Below are 19,051 nucleotides of genomic sequence, written 5' to 3' on the forward strand. Positions count from 1 at the left end.
GTCCGTGCCCGACGACAACGTGATCCGCATCCCCGGGAGCACCCGGACCTTTCACCGCGCGCGGATCCTCGCCGTGCTGCTGCTGCCCCTGGCCATGTCGCTCATGGCCGTCTCCAGCGTGAACGTGGCGCTCCACACCATCGAGACCGGGCTGGGCGCGACGCCCACCGACATCCAGTGGGTGCTGTCGGGCTACGCGCTCGCGTTCGGCATCACGCTCATCCCGGCCGGCCGGGCGGGGGATGTCCTCGGGCGCGGCTCGCTGTTCGTGGCCGGCCTGCTGCTGTTCGTGGGCGCGTCCCTGGCGTGCGGGCTCGCGCCGGCGCCGGTCTCGCTCAACGTGGCCCGCGTCGTCCAGGGGGTCGGCGCGGGGCTCTACAGCCCGCAGATCATCGGCATGATCCAGGAGTACTTCGCCGGGCCGGCACGCGCCCGCGCGTTCGCGCTGTTCGGCCTGGTCATCAGCGTGTCGGTGGCGATCGGACCGATCGTCGCCGGCGCGATCATCGCCTGGCTGGGCCCCGAGCTCGGCTGGCGCGGCGCGTTCCTGGTGAACCTGCCGCTCGGCGTCCTCGCGGTGATCCTCGCGCTGGCGTGGTTCCCGTTCGCGATCGAGCGCCGCCGCTGGGCGGCGCGGACCGAGCGCCGGCGCGTGGGCGGGCCGCGTCCAGAGGCCATCGACCTCGACCCGGTCGGCGCCGTGCTGGTCGCGGCGACCGTCCTGTGCGTGATGCTGCCCTTCATGCAGCATCCGCACCCGGCGATCTGGCTGCTGCTGCTCGCCGCGGCGGGCTTCGCGGCCCTGTGGATCGGCTGGGAGCGGCGCTACGCGGCCCGCGGCCGGGCCCCGATGGTCGACCTGCGGCTCTTCGCCTTCCGCTCGTTCAGCAACGGCATCCTCATCTCCGGGACGATGTTCGTCGGCTCAGCCACCGTCTTCGTCCTCGTCGCGCTCTTCCTGCAGTCGGGCCTGGGCGTGAGCGCCCTGGAGACGGGTCTGGTCGGGCTGCCGAACGCGATCGTGTCGGGGTACGCGTCGATGTGGGCGGGGCGCCGGGTGATGACGTCCGGACGCCGCATCGTCCTGCTCGGGCTGGCCGCCATGGTCGTGGGCTCGACCCTGTGCATCGTCGTGGCCGCGCTCATTGCGCGCGCCGGTTGGAGCCACTGGGTCCTCGCGGTCCCGCTGATGTTCAACGGGTTCGGCATGGGCGTCGTGGGGTCGGCCAACCAGACGCTCAGCCTCTCGGACGTCCCCGTGGCCGAGGGCGGCACCGCCGGCGGCGTCAAGCAAACCGCGGAACGCATCGGGACGGCGATCGGCAACACCGTGATCACCGGCGTCCTGTTCGCCGGCCACGACCTCGCCGGCTGGACGACCGGGTTCGTCGCCGGGTTCACGGTGATCGTCGTGGTGCACCTGATCGCATGCTGGCTGGCGTACCGCGACCTCGTCCAGCATCGGGCTCCGGCGCCCGGCACCGACGGTTAGATTGGGGCTATGACCCAGGCCGGAACCGATTCGCACGCTCGCATCTGGAGGCGGCCGGTGCCGCTGATCGGGGACGCCTCGTCGTCGGCCGAGCGCGACGACGACGTCGCCGGCTGGGCCTTCGACGCCGAGACGCGCGCGGCCCTCGACCGCGTGATCGGGGCCCGGCGCGACATCCGGCGCTACCGTCCCGACGACGTCCCGGACGCCCTGGTCGGGGCCGTCATCGAGGCCGGCCACGGCGGCCCCAGCGTCGGGCACAGCCAGCCGTGGCGGTTCATCGTCGTCCGCGACCGGCGCACCCGCGAGCGCGCCGCCCTCATGGCCGACCGCGAGCGCCTGCGCCAGGCCCGCCAGCTCACCCCCGAACGGGCGACCCGCCTGCTGGACCTGCAGCTCGAGGGCATCCGGGAGGCGCCGCTCGGGCTCGTCGTCGCGTGCGACCGCCGGGCCCCCGCCCAGGGCGTCCTCGGCCGCAACACGTTCACCGACGCCGACCTGTGGAGCTGCGCCGCCGCCATCGAGAACATGTGGCTCACGGCCCGCGCCGCCGGGCTGGGCATGGGTTGGGTGACGCTGATGCGGCCCAGCGAGCTGATCGGGCTGCTCGGCCTGCCCGCCGGCGTCGAGACGCTCGGCTGGCTGTGCCTCGGCTGGCCCGACGAGCGCCCGCCGGCCCCGGGCCTGGAGCGGCGCGCGTGGTCGCGCAAGCTGCCGCTCGACGACGTGATTCTCGCCGAACGCTGGCCCGAGGACGCCCCCGAGCCTCCGCTGTCCGCCCTCGCCGGGGGGCCGGCCGGCCCTGACCAGGACGCCGCCGGCCCCGGCCCGGCCGGGGTCGACCCCGATCCCGCGGACGCCCCCGTCGCCCCGCCCGTCGCGGACCCGTCGTCGCCCCTGTGGAGCGACGTCGCCGCGCCCGACCAGCGCCACGTCGTCCGCGCGAAGGACCGCGCCGACGACCTTCTCACCCCGCCCGGCTCGCTCGGCAAGCTCGACCAGGCCCTCGACCGCGTCGTCGCGGCCGCCGGCGAGGGCATCCGCGGCGGCACGCTCGTGCTCGTCGGGGCCGACCACCCGATCACCGCTCACGGGGTCTCGGCGTTCGATCAGTCCGTCACCCGCGAGGTCATGGACGCCGCCCTCGCCGGCCGCGCGGTCGGCGTCGTCGCCGCGCGGCACGCCGGGCTGGCCTCGATCGTCGTGGACGCGGGCGTCGCCGGCGGCCCCCTCGCCGGCGCCGAACAGGTCCGCCCGGACGACCCCCAGGGCGACCTCGTCGCCGCCCCCGCCCTCTCGCCCGCCGACGTGGCCCGCCTCGTCGCGACCGGCCGCGACCTCGGAGCCCGCGCCGCCGAGACCGGCCTCGTCTGCCTCGGCGAGATCGGCGTCGGCAACACGACGGTCGCCGCCGCGCTCGCGTGCGCGCTCACCGGCCTCGCCCCGGCCCGGGCCGTCGGCATGGGCGCCGGCTCGGACTCCGCGATGGTCGCCCACAAGGCCGAGGTGCTCGCCCGCGTCTTCGACCGGGTGGACGCCGCCGCCCTCCGCGCCGACCCGGCGGCCGCGTTGGCCGAGGTCGGCGGCCCGGAGTTCGCGGTGCTCGCCGGCGTCGTGCTGGGCGCGGCCGAGGCGGGCGGCGTCGTCGTGCTCGACGGGCTGGCCACGAGCGTCGCGGCCCTCGCGGTCGTCGAGGTGAACCCGGCCGTGCAGGCGCGGCTCGTCGCCGGTCAGGTGAGCCGCGAGTTCGCCCACGAGGAGGTGCTCACGCAACTCGGGCTGGAGCCGCTGCTCGACCTCAGGCTGCGCGCCGGCGAGGGCGTCGGGGCGTCCCTGACGGCGCAGGCATTGCTCGCCGGCCTCGCGGTGCGCCGCGAGGCCGGGCGCACCCGCTGAGGCGGGCGGCGTCCTCGAGCGCCGTCAGGCGTCGTCGTCGTCGGCGAGATCGACCTCGAGGTCGTCGGGATCTTCGGCCACCGGCAGCCGGGGGCCGTCGGGGACGTAGCGGTCGTCGGGGTTTTCGACGAGCGCCTCGCGATCATCGGGATCGTAGGCCCGATCCTCCACGGCGCCGGTCGGGAGGTCGTCGACAGAGTCTTCGCGGCGGGCATCGCTCATGAAGGCAACACTAGGCGCGACGGACGCCTGCCCGCCAGGGCGGGGTAGTCTCGGCGCGGTGATGAGGACGTGAACGCGCCGCAACCCCGCCGGGGCATGTTCGTCTCGCTCAGCGTCCGCAACTACCGGCTCTACTTCGTCGGCATGCTGCTGTCGAACATCGGGCTGTGGATGTCGCGGGTCGCGCAGGACTGGCTCGTCCTCACCGTGCTCACCGACCACTCCTCCACCGCGCTCGGCGTGATCACCGGTCTGCAGTTCCTCCCGATCGCGCTGCTGGCGCCCTCGGCCGGCGCGCTCGCCGACCGCATCCCGAAGCGCCGGCTCCTGCTCATCACCCAAAGCGCCGCCGCGCTCGTGTGGGGCGTGATGGCCCTGCTGACGTTCCTCGGCGTCATCCAGCTCTGGCAGGTGTACGCGCTGGCCACGGCCAGCGGGGTCGTGGCCGCCGTCGACAACCCGACGCGGCAGGCGTTCGCCTCCGAGATGGTTCCGGACGCCTACCTCACGAACGCGGTCGGACTGAACTCCACGACGTTCAACGCGTCCCGTCTCGTCGGCCCCGGGCTCGCCGGTCTCGCGATCGCCGCGCTCGGCATCGCGCCGGTCATCGCCCTGAACGCGCTCAGCTACGTGGCGACGCTCGTCGCGCTGCTGCTCATGAACCCCGCCGAGCTGCACCCCGCCCCGCTCTCCCGCGGGCGCGGGTCGGTGCGCGCGGGCCTGGCCTACGTCGCCCACCGGCCCGACATCGTCCTGATCCTGTTCCTCGTCTTCATGCTCGGCACGTTCGGGCTGAACTTCCAGGTCACCAACGCCCTCATGGCGACGATCGTGTTCGGCGTCGGGTCGGAGCAGTACGGCCTCATGGGCACCATCATGGGCATCGGCACGCTCGGCGCCGCCCTGCTGGCGGCGCGGCGGCAGTCGCCGCGCAACCTCATCATCGTGGCCGCGCTCGGCGGGTTCGCCCTGTTCACCGCCTTGCTCGCCGCCGCCCCCACCTACGTCTGGTACCTGGTGCTGCTCGTCCCCGTCGGCCTCACGTCCCTCACGGTCATGACGGCCGCGAACGCGTCGGTGCAGTTGTCGACGACGCCCGCGATGCGCGGGCGCGTCATGGCCCTCTACATGGCGATCTTCATGGGCGGGACGCCGATCGGCGCCCCCGTCATCGGCTGGATCGGGGACGCCTACGGGCCGCGCGCGGCCCTCGGCATCGGCGCCGCCGCCACCGGGATCGCGTTCGTCGTCGCGGTGCTCTTCCTGCTCCGCCGGCGGCACTGGCGGCTCCCCCCGCTGGTCGTCCGCCACGATTACACCCCGGAGGTGTGAGGGCGCACGTTCGTCCGCCCGCGCGCTCCGGCGCGGGCGGGTGCGTGAACGGTGCGTCAGCCGTCGCTGCGGTCGACGCCCTGATCCTCCACGGCGCGGAGGGCCTCCTCCTGCGGATCAACGCGCTGCGGCGTGGGCACCTCGTCGATCTCGCCGCGGCTGTCGCTGGTGTCGACGTCGTCGGCGGCCAACTCGTCGGCGTCGATGGGGTCGTGCGTCATCGCTCGCTCCTTTTGGTACTCGCCGCGGACCTCACAGGTCGTCGTCGGCGTCTTCCTTGCTCGGCTTCTGGGCGCGGCCGTCGGCCTCGGCCTGGTCGGCCAGATCGCGCATGGTGAGCCCCGGGTCGGGCTCGTTCACGCTGCCGGAGACCGGCTCGGACGCCTCCGCGGCCGCGGCGTCCGCCTCCTGCTTCCGCTCGTGATCGGCGCGGATGCGATCCAGGATCTGCTGGTCACCCCGGTCGGCCGCCTCGCCGGTGATCAGGTCGCGGATCTCCTCGACCGGCCCGTCGCTGCTCACTTCTCCTCCGCCTGGTGCGAGCCGCCGTGATCCTTGCGGTGCAGGAAGCCGTGATGCTCGTGCTTCTCGTGCTTCTCGTGACGGGCCGCCTCGTCGCGCTCTTCACGATCCCACGCCTGGTTGTGGATCTCGTGACCCTCGGCGTCCTGATGGCCCGGATGGCCCTGGGCCATCTCGTACTCCTCCGCCGTGTCGTCGTGAATGTAGCCCGGGTGGCCCTGCGGGAAGTGGCTCTGCGGGGTCTCCTCCTCGTCGGTCACGTAATCGGGGTGCCCCTGGGCGAAGTCGTGGTCGAGCTCCTCCCGCCGGGTGTGGCGCACGTGCTCCTGCTTCTCGCCCGGAACGCCGTCCTCGTGCTCAGCCATGCTGCGTCATCTCCTTTGCTCCAGCGACGACGAATCCCGTCGTGAAGGGCCATTGCATCGCGAACACGGCTGACGCGCCAGACCCCACGGAACACTTTTCAGCCACGTGCATTCCCCCTGAACCGTTTCCCGCGCGGGTCGCGGACCCCGCGCCTTCGATGAACCCCTCGGCCCCGGACGCCGCCCGCCGTAGAGTGCTGGGAAAGGCCGGCGCACCCCGGCGCGTCGGCGTCCGGCTCGCAGGAAAGGAACGGCCGCATGCGGATCAGCGTCCCCACCGAGGTCAAGAACAACGAGTTTCGCACGGCCATCACGCCCGTCGGCGTCCACGAGTTGACCACGGCCGGGCACGAGGTCTTCGTGCAGGCCGGCGCGGGCGAGGGATCGTCGATCACCGACGAGGAGTACGCCGCCCAGGGGGCGACGATCGTGCCGGACGCCGCGGCGGCCTGGTCGTCGGGCGAGCTCGTGCTCAAGGCGAAGGAGCCGGTCGCCGAGGAGTACGGCTACCTGCGCGCCGACCTGACCCTGTTCACCTACCTGCACCTCGCCGCCGACCGTCCGCAAACCGAGGCGCTGCTCGCCGCCGGGACGACCGCGATCGCCTACGAGACCGTGCAGTTGCCCTCCGGGATGCTGCCGCTGCTCTACCCCATGTCGGAGGTGGCGGGGTGCCTGGCCCCGCAGGTGGGCGCGCACGCGCTGATGAAGCCCCACGGGGGACGCGGCGTCCTCATGGGCGGCGTCGGCGGGGTCGCGAACGCCCAGGTCGTCGTGCTCGGCGGCGGGGTCGCCGGCCAGAACGCGGCGAACATCGCGCTGGGCATGGGCGCCAACCTGACGGTGCTCGACACCGACCTCGACAAGCTGCGGATGACGTTTTGGCGTTACGGCAACCGCATCCAGGGGATCGCCTCCACGGCGCTCAGCGTCCAGCGGCACGTGCTGGAGGCCGACCTCGTCATCGGCACCGTCCTCATCCCCGGCTCGAAGGCCCCCAAGCTCGTGACGAACGACCTGGTCGCCCGCATGCGGCCGGGCTCGGTGCTCGTCGACGTCGCGATCGACCAGGGCGGCTGCTTCGAGGACTCCCACCCCACGACGCACGACGACCCGACGTTCACCGTCCACGAGTCCACGTTCTACTGCGTCGCGAACATGCCCGGCGCCGTGCCGAACACCTCGACCTGGGGGCTCACCAACGCCACGCTGCCCTACACGCTCGCGCTGGCGAACAAGGGCTGGCGGCAGGCAACCGCGGACGACCTGGCCCTGGCCAAAGGCCTCAACACCGTCGACGGCCGGATCTCCTGCCCCGGCGTCGCCGCGGCCTTCCCCGACCTGCCCGCGGGGCCTTTCCCGGGCAACCCCGAGCACGCCGGCTGAGCGAGGCGATGTGGGATAACTTTGTTTTCTCCCCTTGAAACAGACACACTCACAGGTTTACAGTGTCTGTATCTGTTGGATTCCCACCGACGGGAGCCCGCGACAGCGACGTCAAGAAAGTAGACCCCCACATGTCCTCAGCCTTACCCGACGCACGGGTGAACAAGAACCTGGAGGGGCCCGGTGTTCGGGCCCGCGTCCAGAAGTTCGGCGGTTACCTCGCCGGCATGATCATGCCCAACATCGGCGCGTTCATCGCCTGGGGCCTGATCACCGCCCTCTTCATCGAGAAGGGCTGGCTGCCCAACGCCACGCTCGCCGGGCTCGTGAGCCCGATGCTGTACTTCCTGCTCCCGATCCTCATCGGCTACACCGGCGGGCGCATGGTCCACGGCCAGCGCGGCTCGGTCATCGGCGCGATCGCCACGGTCGGCGTGATCATGGGCGGCATCACCGAGATCGCGACGTTCACGGGCACGCCGATGTTCCTGGGCGCGATGATCATCGGCCCGCTCGCCGCGTTCCTGCTGAAGCTCTTCGACCGGGCCATCGAGGGCAAGGTGCCCTCGGGCTTCGAGATGCTCATCGACAACTTCTCCCTGGGCATCCTCGGCATGCTCCTGGCGATCCTCGGCGTGTTCGGCGTCGGCCCGGTCGTGAGCGCCCTGATCGCGGTCATGTCGGGCGGCGTCCACTTCCTCGTCTCGCACAACCTGCTGCCGCTGGCGTCCATCTTCGTCGAGCCCGCGAAGGTGCTCTTCCTCAACAACGCGATCAACCACGGCATCTTCACCCCGCTCGCGGCGATCGACGTGCAGGCGACCGGCCAGTCGATCCTCTACATGGTCGAGTCGAACCCGGGCGCCGGCCTGGGGCTGCTGACCGCGTTCATGCTGTTCGGCCCGAAGTCGCTGCGGCCGTCGGTGCCGGGCGCGATCATCATCCACTTCTTCGGCGGCATCCACGAGATCTTCTTTCCCTACATCCTGATGCGGCCGATCCTGATCCTCGCGACCATCGCCGGCTCCATGTCGGGCCTGTTCGTGGGCACGATGCTGCACGCCGGGCTCGCGGCCGCGGCGTCCCCGGGCTCGATCCTGGCCTACTTCCTGGTGACTCCCCCCGGCGGCCACCTCGCGATGCTCGCCATGGTCGGCACCGCGGCGGTCGTCTCGTTCGTGGTCGCCTCGGCCCTGCTGAAGTTCGGCCGCGGCGCCGACGACGAGGGCGGCGTCAGCCGTCCCGAGGACGCGGTGGTGGACGCCGACGTCGAGACCCGCGTCGTCCGTGAGGCCGGCTCGTCGGCCGAGCCGACGCGCGCCCAGGTGGTGTCGGACGCCGCCGCGCCGGCCGCCGGGGCGTCCGGGCCGGGCGTGGACGCGGCCGATGTGAAGAAGCTGATCATCGCCTGCGACGCCGGCATGGGCAGCTCCGTCATGGTCGCCGCGCAGATGAAGAAGAAACTGGCCCCCTACGGGGTCGAGGTCGCGCACACCCCCGTCGACCAGATCCCGGCCGACGCGCAGGTGGTCCTGACGCAGGAGGGGCTCGTCGACCGGGCCCGCAAGACCGCTCCGCAGGCGACGATCGTGCCCTTCAAGCAGTACATGGGCGATCCCGCTTTCACGCAGGTCGAGGAGGCCATGAAGTCCGGCGGCCGCATCGGCGGACCGGCGGCCGCAGCGGCGTCCGCGCCGAAGGCGACCGTCGCCCCGGCCCAGCCGGCGCCCGAGGCGTCCGGCCCGGCGAAGACGACCCTCAAGGGCAGCGACGTGCGGAAGCTGATCATCGCCTGCGACGCGGGCATGGGCAGCTCCGTCATGGTCGCCGCGCAGATGAAGAAGAAGCTGGCCCCCTATGGGGTCGAGGTCGCGCACACCCCCGTCGACCAGATCCCCGACGACGCGCAACTGGTCCTCACCCAGGAGGGGCTCGCGGACCGGGCCAAGAAGCAGGCGCCCCAAGCCGTGGTGATTCCTTTCAAGATCTACATGGGCGACCCCGCATTCACTAACGTTGAGAACGCCATCAAGAACGGAGAGAACATTGAGTGAGTCAGTGCTGACCCCGGACGCTGTCAAGCTCGGCCTGAAGGCCGCGTCCAAGCAAGACGCCATCAAGCAGTGCGCAGACGTGCTTGTCGCGATCGGCGCTGCCGGCCCCGAGTACCTGGACGGCATGTACGCCCGCGAAGAGCAGATCTCGACCTACATGGGCGAGGGCTTCGCGATCCCCCACGGCACAAACGAAAGCCGTGCCCACATCCACAAGGCCTCGCTCGCCTTCCTCCAGTTCCCCGACGGGGTCGACTGGAACGGCCATCAGGTCGTCGTGTGCATCCCCATCGCGTCGAACAGCGATGAGCACATCGGCATCCTGTCCTCGCTGGCAGGCGTCCTGTCCGACCCGGACAGCGCCGAGAAGCTGCGCAGCGCCACGAGCGTCGACGAGGTTCTCGCGCTCCTCGCTCCGGAGGATGCCTCCTGATGCGGGCGCTGAGGTTCTACGCCCCGGGCGACGTTCGCCTGGAGGATGTGCCTGAGCCCGAATGCGGGCCCAAGGAAGTGAAGATCAAGGTCAAGAACTGTTCGACCTGCGGCACCGACGTGAAGATCTTCAAGAACGGTCACGTGAACATCACGGGCACGACCACGATGGGCCACGAGGTGGCCGGCGAGGTCGTCGAGGTGGGCTCCGAGGCGCTCGGCGGCTTCAAGGTCGGCGACCGCGTGCAGAGCATCGCGGCCGTCCCCTGCGGGGAGTGCCACGAGTGCAAGAAGGGGTGGATGGAGGTCTGCGAGAACCAGACGTCCGTCGGCTACCAGTACGACGGCGGCTTCGCGGAGTACATGATCGTCCCCGAGCAGGTGCTGAAGGTGGACGGGCTGAACCGGATCCCCGAGAACGTGGGCTACGACGAGGCGTCCGCCGCCGAGCCGTTCGCCTGCGCGATCAACGCTCAGGAGCAGCTCGGCATCGAGCCCGGCGACTTCGTCGTCGTGTTCGGTGCGGGCCCGATCGGGTGTATGCACATCCGCATCGCGCGCGGCGTCCACGAGGCCGGCACGATCGTGCTGGTCGACATCAACGCCGAGCGGCTCAAGATGTCGGCGGAGGCCGTGCACCCCGACCATGTGATCGACAGCTCGCAGGTCAACGTCGTCGAGGAGGTCATGAAGATGACCGACGGCCGCGGCGCCGACGTGATCATCACCGCTACCCCGGCGAACATCACGCAGGAGCAGGCGCTCGCCATGGCCGCGCGCAACGGGCGGATCTCGTTCTTCGGCGGCCTGCCGAAGAACAACCCGACCATCACGTGCGACAGCAACCTGGTGCACTACCGGCAGCTGCACATCCACGGCGCGAACGGCTCGGCCCCCGAGCACAACAAGCGCGCGCTGGAGTACATCTCGACGGGCCAGGTGCCGGTGAAGGACCTGATCACCAAGCACATCCCGCTCGAGAACGCCCTCGACGCGTTCGATATCGTCGCGAAGGGCGAGGCGATCAAGGTGACCGTCGAGCCGTAGGGCTCGCGGCGTCCGGCTTAACCCGCGCCCGGTGCGTACCAGTGGTACGCACCGGGCGCGATGGCGTTGACCAGACGCCATGTGAAGTCGACTCCTCGCGGCATGGGCCACGATTCCCCGCGAACTTCGTTTCGAGCGTAAGAAGTCACCCGCGCGGGCGACATCGTGCGAACGTGCCGTTCGGGCGGCACTTAAGTCCTACTACTCTCAGAGAATTCACAGCATTACTGGGTGAGTTCCCGGTGTTTCGGGCGGTGTCGCTCGGCTGGCGACGTCCGGTAGCGTGCCCCTGTCGAGAGGAGCCCCGATGGAGTTGCACCCCGATGTCATCGCGCTCGCGCCCCTCCTGGGCACGTGGGCGGGGGTCGGACGCGGCGTCTACCCGACGATCGACGGGTTCGATTTCGCCGACGGTTGGGAGTTCACGACCACGGGAAAACCCTTCGTGTCGTTCGTGCAGCGCACGAAGACGCCCGACGGCCTGCCATTGCACACCGAGGCCGGGTACCTGCGGTGCCCCTCGCCCGGTGTCGTCGAGATCGTGTGCGCGCTGCCGATGGGCCAGACCGAGCTGGGCACGGGCAGCGTGGCGATCGAGGGCGGCACGCTGACGGTGCGGACGGACGCGGACGTGCAGGTCACGCCGTCGGCCAAGCAGGTCGACCGCATCACGAGGCGGTTCGTCCTGACGGGCGAGACGCTGGCCTACGAGATGAGCATGGCCGCCGTGGGGTTGCCGCTGACGCACCACCTCTCGTCGGAGCTGCACCGCGTTCCATGAGGACACCCGTCCTCGTCGAAGCCCCGGGGGCGCGCGGAGAGGCTAGGGTGTCATTGAACGTCACGAGGCCGCCACTCCCCTCCCACGCGGCCGGGGCTTCAAGGAAGCGAGACATGACCGACCAGCATGCAGACGAGCCGACCTTCGCCCAGGTGCTGAGCAAGGCTGTTCAGGCGCGAGGCCTGTCGCTCGACCGCATCCGCGCGCGGCTCGAAGTGGCGGGCGTCCCGGTGAGCAACGCCACCCTGAGCTATTGGCAGTCGGGGCGATCGCTGCCCACGCGGGCGCGGTCGCTCCGCACGCTGGTGGAGTTGGAGTCGATCCTCGACCTGGAGCAGGGCACGCTCATCGAGCTGATCCGCAGCGCGGACGGCCGGACGAAGCACCAGCTCTTCCCGTGGCAGACCGTCATCCCGGGCGAGTCGGTCGCGGAGCGCATCATCAACGAACTGGGCATCGACGTCGCCGGGCGCATCTCGCGGGTCGCGATCCACGACACGGTGACGGTGGGCGAGAACCGCGCCGAGCAGACGCAACTCACCCGGCTGGTGCTGCGTGCCGAGCGGTCGGGCACCCAGTCGTGGCCCGTCGTGCTGCAGCAGGACGCCGCCGACCAGGCCGTGACGCCCGAGGTGGAGGCCGTGTTCGGCTGCCGCGTCGGCCGGGTCGTCGAGGTCCCCGAGCGGCAACTGACCGTCTGCGAGATGCTGCTGCCGCGTCCGCTGCAACGGGGCGAACTGATCAGCACCGAGTATCTCGTCACGTGGGCGCCGACGGATGAGCCGTCGTTCCGGCTCGTGCGCGCGTGCCCCGAGCCGCTGCGCGAGATCGTGCTCGGCGTCCAGTTCCACCCGAAGGCCCTGCCGTCGCTGGTCACGACGTTCGCGCGGCACAGCCTCGAGCATTCGGTCGAGCACGAACCGCCCAGCCACCCGGTGATGATGGACGAGGCGCAGGCGCAGGTCGTGAAGCTCGATGTGCAGCCGGGCGTCTACGGGCTGCACTGGAGTTGGCGCTGAGCTGAGCTGAGCTCGTCCCGGCGGGCGGCTGGTTCAGGCGGCGCCCTCAGGGCCACCCGCCGCGAGCAGGTCGGCCGTGGTCGTCAGCGTGATCTGGGGCGGGAAGAGGCCCATCACCGTGAGGGCGGCGGCGTGGTTCTCGGGCGTCGAGCCGGCGCAGGCGTCCGTCACCAGGGTCAGGGTGGCGCCGGCGTCCGCAGCCGACAGCGCGGTGGAGATCACGCAGCAGTCGGTCGAGACGCCGGTGAGCACCAGGTGGGGGTAGCCGCCGGTGATCGACTCCATGCGCGGGCCGAACTTGCCGAACGAGTGCTCCACGAGGCACTCGTGCCCGACGCCCTCCAGTTCGGGGACGAAGTCGTAGAGCGGATCGTCGGCCGGTCGGTCGGCGAACGGCCAGGCGTCCATGTAGGGCCCCCACGAACCGACCCGCGGATCGGGCGGCACCCAGCGGGTCTTGAGGACGCGCGGGCCGAACGCGTCGGCCAGCGCGAGGATGCGGGGAAGGGCGTCCGCCCACATCGGCGAGCCCCACGGGCTCGTCGGGTCCGCGAAGATGCGTTGGCCGTCGATGATGACGAGCCAGGGGCCCGTCTCGGTCTGGAAGGTGGTCACGCGCGCGCCTCCTGCCGGGCGATCTTGCCCCGACGGGCGAGGTAGGTGACGACGAAGCCGAGGACGAGCGCCAGGATGACGCCGAGGTTCGCCCACGCCCACGGGCCGTCCTTGCCGCCGAGCGGCCCGAGCAGGTAGCCCTGCCAGTTGTTCCAGGGGGCGTCCTCGGCGAACTGATTGATGACCAGCCCCCAGCCGAGCACGGACGCGACCACCATCGTGCCGAGCGACACCCAGTCGAGGCCGCCGTAGCGGCCTCCTGCGTCGAAGAGGGACGCCTCGTCGTACGCCTTCTTGCGGCTCACGATGTCGGCGATGAGGATGCCCGCCCACGCCATCGGGACGCCGAGCGTGATGAGGAAGCTCTGGAAGGGCGCCAAGAACCCTTGCCCGAGGAAGAACACGACCCAGATCGTGCCCGTGGTCAGGATCACGCCGTCGACGGCGGCCGCGGCGGGACGCGGGATGCGGACGCCGAGGCTCAGCAGCGTCAGGCCGGAGGAGTAGATGCCCAGCACCGCCCCCGAGACGAGCGCGAGCACGGCCGTGATCCAGAACGGGATCAGTACCCACACCGGCAGGATCGTGGCGAGCGTGCCGACCGGGTCGGCGTTGATGCCCTCGTAGAGCCGCTGGTCGGAGCCGGCGAGCAGCAGCCCGTAGATCACGAGGATGCAGGGGGCGACCGAGCCGCCGAAGGTGTTCCAGAACACGATGGACCGGTTGGGGGCGTCCCGGTGCTGGTAGCGGGACCAGTCGGCGGCGATGTTGATCCAGCCCAGGCCGAAGCCGGTCATGATCATCGTCAAGGCGCCGATGAGCGACTGAACGGGCGCGTTCGGCAGGGCCGAGACCGTCGCCCAGTTGATGTGCGGGATCGTGAGGATCATGTAGAGCACCGTGATCGCGCCGGTGATCCAGGTCAGGATCGACTGCAGCCGCATGATCGTGTGATACCCGAGCACGGACGCCACGACGATCAGCGCGGCGACCGCGACCGTGGCCAGGATCTTCGTGGTGCGCGCCTCGTCGGCCTGCCCGATGCCGAGCCGCCCGAACACCGTCGCGGTGGCGAGCACGGCCATGATCGACAGGAACGTCTCCCACCCGATCGAGAGGAACCAACTGATGATGCCTGGCACCTTCTGCCCGTGGACACCGAACGCGGCGCGCGACAGGACCATGGTCGGAACCGAACCCCGCTTGCCCGCGATCGCGATGACGCCGCACAGCATGAACGACAGCGGGATGCCGATCAGGGCCACCAGGACGCCCTGCCCGAACGAGACGCCGAAGCCGTACACGAACGCGGCGTAGCTCATGCCGAAGACCGACACGTTCGCCGCGAACCAGGGCCAGAAGAGATCGCGCGGCTTCGCGGTGCGCTCGGCCTCGGTGATGATGTCGATGCCGTTCGTCTCGATCAGGCGGCTGCGCGTGGCAGCGTCGAGATTCTCGGCGCGGGACTCCGTGGTGGACATGCCCACACTGTGGCATCCCTAGTCCCCGGGGGGAATACGCCCGGCCGACGAAATCCGTGCGGCTGCCCGCGGGTGGGGATCCGAGCGCGGGGCACGAGCGTCGCGGCGGTGCCCGGACGCCGACTCTGCGGACGCCGCCGGCACGAGCGCGACCTGCAATTCCCCCAGGATGGCCTGAAGGTCGCAGGCGATGGCGTGCTCGGTCTCAGTCGCGCCCGACTCGCCCGCGAAGTGCAACCCGGACGCCTCACCGCTCGCCTGCCCGGACGCAGCCCGCTGCAGCCACACCGACCCCGAATCGCCGCCCATGCTGACCTCGCCGTCGGCCGGCGGATCGGCGGGGTCGACGCCGATCTCGAACCCGCCGACCCGCTGCACCCCCTGGCCGCCGCCGTAGTCGATCTCGACGACGGTCTCGACGCGCGTCACGACCCCGCGCGTGACGCCGGTCGTGCGGCCCGACTTCACGAGCCGGTCGCCGAGCTCGGCGCGGCGATAGGACGCCGGCGTCACGCCGAGCTCGAACACGTCGGCGGTGAAGGGACGCGCGTCGATCGTCGCCACGCCGCCGTCGCCCGAGCGGCCCAGGTAGCTGCGGACGAGCACGCCGACCTTGTTGTTCGCCACGTTCGGTTCGTCGTAGGGGCCGGGCTGCACCACGGCGTCGCCGGGACGCCCCTCGGGCCCGTTGAGCACGTGCCAGTTGCTGAGCGCGTACGGCGTGCCGGACGCGGCGTCGTAGACGACGCACCCGAACGTGCCCGCCGTCACCGTGACGTTCGCCAGGCTGACGCCGGGCTGCATGGGGTCGCGCCGCCGCGTCCGCTCCGGATCTTGCGCCTCGGCCACCGTGGGCGGCCGCAGCGGTGCGGGCTCGCCCGGCTGGCCGACCGGCGTCGCGTTCGCGCCGGGCGCGAACCGGCGCTGGAGGACGTCTGTGGGGACCTCGACCCCGCCCACGCTGACGGTCTCGGGCAGGGGGATGGTGCCGGCCGACTCGAGCGCGGCGCCGGCAAGCTTGCGGGCAACGGTGAACGAGACGGCGAGGCGGCCGGTGCGCACGCCGCCGGTCACCTTGTAGCCGACGCCGACCGAGGTCACGTTCGGGTCGTCGAGGAAGTCATCGGCGTGCTCCCGCACGTAGTCGCGCAGGGCTTCGACGGTCTTGTCGGTGGACATGGGAGGGCTCCGTCCGTGAGAGATGCCACCACCCTAGGAGCCGCCGCCGACAGAAAACCATGGGTGCCGGTCGCCCGTTACGCTGCTGCCATGCCGCTGTTGCTGTTGGACCTCGACAACACGCTCGTCGACCGGGCAGCCGCCTATCGCGCGTGGGCGGCGTCCTACCTGGAGAAGCGGGGGGCGTCCCCCGACCTGCTCGGCCCGATGATCGCCGCGGACGGCGACGGGCTGCGCTACAAGCCCGACGTGGCCGCCGATCTGGCCGACATCCTGGGCCTCACCCAGGCGGAGACGGAGAGCATCGTGCGGGTGCTGCGGGCGGGCGTCCTGGAGCATCTGGTGCTCGTCCCGGGGTGCGTGGAGGCGCTGCGGCGGGCGCGGGCAGCGGGGTGGACGCCGTTCGTCCTGACGAACGGCGTGGTCGCGCAGCAGGAGTCGAAGATCCGCAACTTGGGTCTGGACGCCGAGGTCGACGGCTGGGTGATCTCGGACGCCGTCGGCGTCCGGAAGCCGGACCCGGCCATCTATCGGCTGGCCGCGGAGGCGTCCGGGCTGCCGCTGGAGTCGGCCTGGATCATCGGGGACGCCGCCGACACCGACATCCTCGGGGCGCATCGGGCGGGGATCCACAGCGTGTACCTGCATCGCGGCCGCGCGTGGGACGACGCTTTCCCGCGGCCGACGGCCGAGGCGTCCTCGCTGACCGAGGCGGTGCGGATCGTGGTGGAGTCCGGGGAGTAGCCGCGCCGGGGAGGCTGTCGTTCAGAGCAGCTCGGCCATGTGCTGCTCGAAGACGTCGACGGCGCCGGCGGTGAGCTGGTCGGCGACCAGATCTTCGAGGACCTCGGGCGCGGCGGTGAACGCGCGCAGCCCGACGCCGGTCAGGGCGACCACGTCGCGGGCCGACTTCAGGGACGCGGCGAGCAGGATCGGCCCCGAGCCGTCCTGCGGGAGGGCGTCGGCCATGCGCGCGCACTCGGCGAGGGCGTCCCGCCCCTGCACGAGCATGCGGTGGTAGTAGGGCGCGATGTATTTCACGCCGAGCGCCGACCCGATCAGCGCCTGCTTCGCCGCGTAGACGGCCGTCAGCAGCGTCGGGACGCCGTGGCGGTGCAGCCGCGTGATCACCGAGGCGCCGGCCTCCGTGCAGGGCACCTTGACGATCGCCTCGGGGGCCACCTCGCGCAGGCGCATCGCGTTGGCGTACCACTCCTCGGCCGAGTCGCCCCACGTCTGGAAGCAGACCTCCTGCGCGCCCGCGGCCCGGGCCCACTGGTCGATCGCGGGGACGTCCGCGAGGCGCGCGCCGGCCTTGCGCAGGATCGTCGGGTTGGACGTCAGCCCCCAGATCGCCCCCGTCGCCAGCCAGCGCTCGGCGGCGGTGCGCTCGGCGGAGTCCACGAACAACGTGATGGGCAGGGTCATGGCGCCTCCTCGCTGGGCTCGCCGGGCGGCGGGGCGCTGTCGGTGCGTCCTGTCGGGCACGCCCGTGTGGCCACCACTATGGCTTGCTCACGAGGGGTGAGCAAACAACAGGGATCGGCAGGGCGACGACTCGACAGTCCCCACGCGCCCGTCGGCCCAGTAGGTTTCGTTCATGGAGTTGGACTTCACGGGTCTCACCCAACCGGGACGCCGCCAGCCCGTCTTCGCTCGTCACGGGGCGGTCGCGACGAGCCATCCGCTCGCCGCGGCGTCCGGGCTGCGGGTGCTTCAGGACGGCGGCTCGGCCGCGGACGCCTGCGTCGCGATGGCCGCGGCGCTCACCGTCGTCGAGCCGAGCGGCAACGGCCTGGGGTCGGACGCCTTCGCGCTCGTCTGGGACGCCGGGCGTCTCCACGGGCTCAACGGCTCCGGGCGCTCCCCCGCCGCCTGGGACGCCGCCCGCCTCCGCGCGGCCGGCCTGACAGCCGTCCCCACGTTCGGGTGGGCGTCGGTGACGGTGCCGGGGGCCGTCCGGGCGTGGGCGGACCTGCACGCCCGCTTCGGACGCCTCCCCTTCGACCGCCTCCTCGCGCCGGCGATCGAGCTGGCCGAGGAGGGCCACCCGGTCTCCGGGGTCGTCGCCGGGCAGTGGGCGCGGGCGGCCGAGGAGGCGGCGTCCCGGACCGCGCCCGAGTTCTCCGGCTGGGGCCCGACCTTCGCGCCCGCCGGACGCGCCCCGCGCGTCGGCGAGGTCTGGCGCAGCCCGGGGCACGCGGCGACGCTGCGGGCGATCGCGGCGACCGGGGGCGCCGACTTCTACGAGGGCGACCTGGCCGAGCGGACGGCGTCCTTCGCTCGGCAGACCGGCGGTCTGCTCACAGCCGGCGATCTGGCCGCCCACCGCTCGGAGTGGGTCGAGCCGATCTCGACGAACTACCGCGGCGACGACGTGTGGGAGATCCCGCCGAGCGGGCAGGGCATCGCGGCCCTCATCGCGCTCAACATCGCCGAGGGGTTCGAGCCGTCCTCCCCCGGCGACCCGGACGCCTGGCACCGCCACATCGAGGCGACCAAGCTCGCGCTCGCCGACGCCGAGCGCTACGTCGCCGACCCCGAGCACGCGGACGTCCCGGCGGCCGAGCTGCTCGCCAAGCCCTACGCGGACGCCCGCCGCCGGCTCATCGGCGCCCGGGCCCTCGACCCGGCCCCGGGCGCCCCGCGCGGCTCGGACCGCGGCTCGGACACCGTCTACCTCTGCGCCGTGGACGGCCGCGGTCAGCACTGCAGCTTCATCCAGTCGAACTATCGGGGTTTCGGGTCGGGCGTCGTCGTCCCGGGCACCGGCATCTCGCTGCAGAACCGCGGCTGCGGGTTCACGCTCGCCCCCGGGCATCCGAACGAGCTGGCGCCGGGCAAGCGTCCGTTCCACACGATCATTCCGGGGTTCCTCAGCCGCGACGGACGCCCCCTCGGCCCGTTCGGCGTCATGGGCGGCTCCGTGCAGGCCCAGGCGCACCTTCAGGTCGTGGTCGACACGGTCGATGCCGGCGACGACCCGCAGACCGCCCTCGGACGCCCCCGCTGGCGCTGGGAATCCGGACGCCGCGTCCTGCTCGAACCGACCGTCGACCCGGCCGTCGCCGAGGGCCTGCGCGCCCGCGGCCACGACGTCGCGATCGCCGACCCGCTGAACTTCGGACGCGGCCAGATCATCTGGTCGCTCGCCGACGGCGTCCTCGTCGCCGGCAGCGAGCCGAGAGCGGACGCCTACCCGCTGGGCTGGTAGGCGTCCGCCCC

At 71.7% G+C, this 19,051-nt stretch carries 18 protein-coding genes and 1 pseudogene; 11 read left to right on the plus strand and 8 right to left on the minus strand.

Annotation, left to right across the window (positions count from 1 at the left end; genetic code table 11):
- The first annotated feature begins 4 nt into the window (after window positions 1–4).
- Both WMJ97_RS06195 and bluB read left to right on the plus strand, forming a co-directional pair.
- Window positions 5–1,492 carry an MFS transporter gene (locus WMJ97_RS06195; RefSeq protein WP_347348107.1) on the plus strand — a complete coding sequence of 496 codons (1,488 nt, stop codon included), beginning with the start codon at window positions 5–7 and terminating at the stop codon, window positions 1,490–1,492.
- Window positions 1,493–1,501: 9 nt separating this feature from the next.
- Entirely contained in the window at window positions 1,502–3,388 is a 1,887-nt protein-coding gene (gene bluB, locus WMJ97_RS06200; RefSeq protein ID WP_347348108.1) for a 5,6-dimethylbenzimidazole synthase, read from the plus strand.
- Window positions 3,389–3,412: 24 nt separating this feature from the next.
- On the opposite strand, the gene WMJ97_RS06205 is transcribed toward bluB, so the two are convergent.
- Entirely contained in the window at window positions 3,413–3,610 is a 198-nt protein-coding gene (locus tag WMJ97_RS06205; protein ID WP_347348109.1) for a hypothetical protein, read from the minus strand.
- Between the two features lie 69 nt (window positions 3,611–3,679).
- On the opposite strand from WMJ97_RS06205, the gene WMJ97_RS06210 reads away from it, so the two are divergent.
- On the plus strand, window positions 3,680–4,945 hold the full coding sequence (locus WMJ97_RS06210; protein WP_347348110.1) for an MFS transporter: 1,266 nt from the start codon (window positions 3,680–3,682) through the stop codon (window positions 4,943–4,945).
- Window positions 4,946–5,001: 56 nt separating this feature from the next.
- On the opposite strand, the gene WMJ97_RS06215 is transcribed toward WMJ97_RS06210, so the two are convergent.
- The 3 genes from WMJ97_RS06215 to WMJ97_RS06225 are packed head-to-tail and all read right to left on the minus strand — an operon-like array spanning window position 5,002 to window position 5,832.
- Complete coding sequence (locus WMJ97_RS06215; RefSeq protein WP_347348111.1) at window positions 5,002–5,166, minus strand: hypothetical protein; 165 nt, start codon at window positions 5,164–5,166, stop codon at window positions 5,002–5,004.
- Between the two features lie 31 nt (window positions 5,167–5,197).
- A complete protein-coding gene (locus tag WMJ97_RS06220; protein ID WP_347348112.1) occupies window positions 5,198–5,467 on the minus strand; it encodes a hypothetical protein in 270 nt (89 codons plus the stop codon).
- Complete coding sequence (locus WMJ97_RS06225; RefSeq protein ID WP_347348113.1) at window positions 5,464–5,832, minus strand: hypothetical protein; 369 nt, start codon at window positions 5,830–5,832, stop codon at window positions 5,464–5,466. Before WMJ97_RS06225 ends, WMJ97_RS06220 begins: the two co-directional genes overlap by 4 nt.
- Before the next feature lie 258 nt (window positions 5,833–6,090).
- On the opposite strand from WMJ97_RS06225, the gene ald reads away from it, so the two are divergent.
- The 6 genes and pseudogenes from ald (at window position 6,091) to WMJ97_RS06255 (ending at window position 12,551) form a co-directional block, all read left to right on the plus strand.
- The gene (gene ald / locus WMJ97_RS06230) at window positions 6,091–7,218 is read left to right on the plus strand and encodes an alanine dehydrogenase (RefSeq protein WP_347348114.1); all 1,128 of its coding nucleotides are present in this window, start codon (window positions 6,091–6,093) and stop codon (window positions 7,216–7,218) included.
- Between the two features lie 131 nt (window positions 7,219–7,349).
- A pseudogene (locus WMJ97_RS06235) lies at window positions 7,350–9,203 on the plus strand (PTS transporter subunit EIIC); the annotation flags it as partial.
- Window positions 9,204–9,264: 61 nt separating this feature from the next.
- A complete protein-coding gene (locus WMJ97_RS06240; protein ID WP_347348115.1) occupies window positions 9,265–9,705 on the plus strand; it encodes a PTS sugar transporter subunit IIA in 441 nt (146 codons plus the stop codon).
- Window positions 9,705–10,751, plus strand: coding sequence for a zinc-dependent dehydrogenase (locus WMJ97_RS06245; protein WP_347348116.1), 1,047 nt, complete (start codon window positions 9,705–9,707; stop codon window positions 10,749–10,751). The genes WMJ97_RS06240 and WMJ97_RS06245 overlap by 1 nt, the downstream gene beginning before the upstream one ends.
- 307 nt (window positions 10,752–11,058) lie before the next feature.
- On the plus strand, window positions 11,059–11,532 hold the full coding sequence (locus WMJ97_RS06250) for an FABP family protein (protein WP_347348117.1): 474 nt from the start codon (window positions 11,059–11,061) through the stop codon (window positions 11,530–11,532).
- 113 nt (window positions 11,533–11,645) lie between these two features.
- Window positions 11,646–12,551 (plus strand): hypothetical protein, encoded by a 906-nt coding sequence (locus tag WMJ97_RS06255; RefSeq protein ID WP_347348118.1) that lies wholly within the window; start codon window positions 11,646–11,648, stop codon window positions 12,549–12,551.
- Between the two features lie 33 nt (window positions 12,552–12,584).
- On the opposite strand, the gene WMJ97_RS06260 is transcribed toward WMJ97_RS06255, so the two are convergent.
- Genes WMJ97_RS06260 through WMJ97_RS06270 form a run of 3 tightly spaced genes read right to left on the minus strand, consistent with a single transcriptional unit; the run spans window position 12,585 to window position 15,826 of the window.
- Entirely contained in the window at window positions 12,585–13,166 is a 582-nt protein-coding gene (locus WMJ97_RS06260) for a cysteine hydrolase (RefSeq protein ID WP_347348119.1), read from the minus strand.
- Window positions 13,163–14,647 carry a cytosine permease gene (locus WMJ97_RS06265; protein WP_347348120.1) on the minus strand — a complete coding sequence of 495 codons (1,485 nt, stop codon included), beginning with the start codon at window positions 14,645–14,647 and terminating at the stop codon, window positions 13,163–13,165. The genes WMJ97_RS06260 and WMJ97_RS06265 overlap by 4 nt, the downstream gene beginning before the upstream one ends.
- 18 nt (window positions 14,648–14,665) lie before the next feature.
- Entirely contained in the window at window positions 14,666–15,826 is a 1,161-nt protein-coding gene (locus WMJ97_RS06270) for a hypothetical protein (protein ID WP_347348121.1), read from the minus strand.
- Window positions 15,827–15,916: 90 nt separating this feature from the next.
- Between WMJ97_RS06270 and WMJ97_RS06275 the strand changes: the two genes are divergently transcribed.
- Window positions 15,917–16,570: an HAD family hydrolase gene (locus WMJ97_RS06275; protein WP_347348122.1), complete on the plus strand. Its 654-nt coding sequence runs from the start codon at window positions 15,917–15,919 to the stop codon at window positions 16,568–16,570.
- A 21-nt stretch (window positions 16,571–16,591) separates the two neighbouring features.
- On the opposite strand, the gene WMJ97_RS06280 is transcribed toward WMJ97_RS06275, so the two are convergent.
- A complete protein-coding gene (locus WMJ97_RS06280) occupies window positions 16,592–17,254 on the minus strand; it encodes a transaldolase family protein (protein ID WP_347348123.1) in 663 nt (220 codons plus the stop codon).
- Window positions 17,255–17,426: 172 nt separating this feature from the next.
- Between WMJ97_RS06280 and WMJ97_RS06285 the strand changes: the two genes are divergently transcribed.
- Window positions 17,427–19,040, plus strand: coding sequence for a gamma-glutamyltransferase family protein (locus WMJ97_RS06285; protein ID WP_347348124.1), 1,614 nt, complete (start codon window positions 17,427–17,429; stop codon window positions 19,038–19,040).
- The last annotated feature ends 11 nt before the right edge of the window (window positions 19,041–19,051 follow it).

The organism is Nigerium sp., from assembly GCF_039811905.1.
GTDB lineage: Bacteria > Actinomycetota > Actinomycetes > Propionibacteriales > Propionibacteriaceae > Propioniciclava.

Coding starts and splice junctions, on each gene's coding strand:
- bluB (WP_347348108.1), top strand. CDS start 1,502: ATGACCCAGGCCGGAACCGATTCGCACGCTCGCATCTGGAGGCGGCCG.
- WMJ97_RS06205 (WP_347348109.1), bottom strand. CDS start 3,610: ATGAGCGATGCCCGCCGCGAAGACTCTGTCGACGACCTCCCGACCGGC.
- WMJ97_RS06215 (WP_347348111.1), bottom strand. CDS start 5,166: ATGACGCACGACCCCATCGACGCCGACGAGTTGGCCGCCGACGACGTC.
- WMJ97_RS06225 (WP_347348113.1), bottom strand. CDS start 5,832: ATGGCTGAGCACGAGGACGGCGTTCCGGGCGAGAAGCAGGAGCACGTG.
- ald (WP_347348114.1), top strand. CDS start 6,091: ATGCGGATCAGCGTCCCCACCGAGGTCAAGAACAACGAGTTTCGCACG.
- WMJ97_RS06245 (WP_347348116.1), top strand. CDS start 9,705: ATGCGGGCGCTGAGGTTCTACGCCCCGGGCGACGTTCGCCTGGAGGAT.
- WMJ97_RS06250 (WP_347348117.1), top strand. CDS start 11,059: ATGGAGTTGCACCCCGATGTCATCGCGCTCGCGCCCCTCCTGGGCACG.
- WMJ97_RS06255 (WP_347348118.1), top strand. CDS start 11,646: ATGACCGACCAGCATGCAGACGAGCCGACCTTCGCCCAGGTGCTGAGC.
- WMJ97_RS06265 (WP_347348120.1), bottom strand. CDS start 14,647: ATGTCCACCACGGAGTCCCGCGCCGAGAATCTCGACGCTGCCACGCGC.
- WMJ97_RS06270 (WP_347348121.1), bottom strand. CDS start 15,826: ATGTCCACCGACAAGACCGTCGAAGCCCTGCGCGACTACGTGCGGGAG.
- WMJ97_RS06275 (WP_347348122.1), top strand. CDS start 15,917: ATGCCGCTGTTGCTGTTGGACCTCGACAACACGCTCGTCGACCGGGCA.
- WMJ97_RS06280 (WP_347348123.1), bottom strand. CDS start 17,254: ATGACCCTGCCCATCACGTTGTTCGTGGACTCCGCCGAGCGCACCGCC.
- WMJ97_RS06285 (WP_347348124.1), top strand. CDS start 17,427: ATGGAGTTGGACTTCACGGGTCTCACCCAACCGGGACGCCGCCAGCCC.